Raw genomic sequence first — 1,065 nt, 5'->3', positions numbered from 1 at the left:
GGCCGAGACCCGGTCGCCCTCCTCACCCCGCGCGGTCACCACGATGATCGCCGCGCCGCCGTGCTGCCGCAGCCGGCGGCACACCTCGACGCCGTCCAGGTCGGGCAGCCCCAGATCGAGCAGGACCACGTCCGGGGGCGGGACGGCGGTGAGGGCCGCGCGGCCCGTCCCGACGCTCTGCGCCACGTACCCGGCCCGCTGCAGACCCCTGACCAGGGACCGGGCGATCCCCGCATCGTCCTCGACCACGAGCACCCGTACCGCCGCAGTGTCCGTACCCGTGTCGTGCATGGCTCCAGCGTAGGGGGCGCGTACGGGGCCGCCGCCTCGCCGTGCGTCCGGCGACGGGCGCGACCGCGCCCTGCTGCCCGCACGGAGCCCGGGACCCGACGACTGCCGCACCGAGGCCCGGACGGCGGGATTCAGAGGAAGTTCAGAGGTTCCCAGATCTGGCCAGGGACATGACATGTCATCAGTCTTGATGCGTGGGCGTCACATCCGTTCCGAGTGTGCGGCCGGTGCCGGCCGTCGTTGCGCGCCCGACCCATTTCGGCCGCCTGCCCGATCTCCTCGTCCCCACCCAAGGAGTCCCTGTGTCCGCAGACCTCTCGCTGCTCGTCGAGCGCGCCCGACCCACCGTGCTGGGGCTGTTCCGCTCCGTGGTCTCCCTCCTCTTCGCGTGCCACGGCGCCGCGACCCTGTTCGGCGTCCTCGGCGGCGCGCACGGCAGGGCGCCGCAGGTCGGGCAGTGGCCCGGCTGGTGGGCGGCCGTCATCCAGCTGGCTGCGGGCGCCCTCGTCCTGCTGGGGCTGGCCGTCCGCCCGGCCGCGCTGCTCTGTTCCGGTTCGATGGCCTACGCCTACTTCGGCGTCCACCAGGAGCACGCCCTGTGGCCGATCCAGAACGGCGGCGAGCCCGCGGCGATGTTCTGCTGGGCCTTCCTGCTGATCGCGGTCACCGGACCTGGCGGTCTGGCGCTCGGACCGGTGGTCCGGCGCCGAACCGGTGGTGCGGCCGTGGCCTCGGCCTGATCTCCACGGCCGGCCGGGAACGGCTCCGCGCAGC

General features: G+C 74.2%; 2 protein-coding genes. One reads left to right on the top strand and one right to left on the bottom strand.

The genetic code is table 11. The features are described from left to right. Positions 1 to 291: response regulator (locus tag ABZ641_RS39135; RefSeq protein WP_359989495.1), on the bottom strand; the 291-nt coding region annotated here is incomplete at its 3' end. 302 nt (positions 292 to 593) lie between these two features. On the opposite strand from ABZ641_RS39135, the gene ABZ641_RS39130 reads away from it, so the two are divergent. Next, positions 594 to 1,031 carry a DoxX family protein gene (locus tag ABZ641_RS39130; protein WP_359989493.1) on the top strand — a complete coding sequence of 146 codons (438 nt, stop codon included), beginning with the start codon at positions 594 to 596 and terminating at the stop codon, positions 1,029 to 1,031. Positions 1,032 to 1,065 lie beyond the last annotated feature (34 nt).

The sequence above is a fragment of the Kitasatospora sp. NPDC007106 genome, assembly GCF_040634455.1.
GTDB lineage: Bacteria > Actinomycetota > Actinomycetes > Streptomycetales > Streptomycetaceae > Kitasatospora > Kitasatospora arboriphila.
Note: the sequence above shows the minus strand (reverse complement) of the source record. Positions and strands in the feature narration are given on the sequence as shown.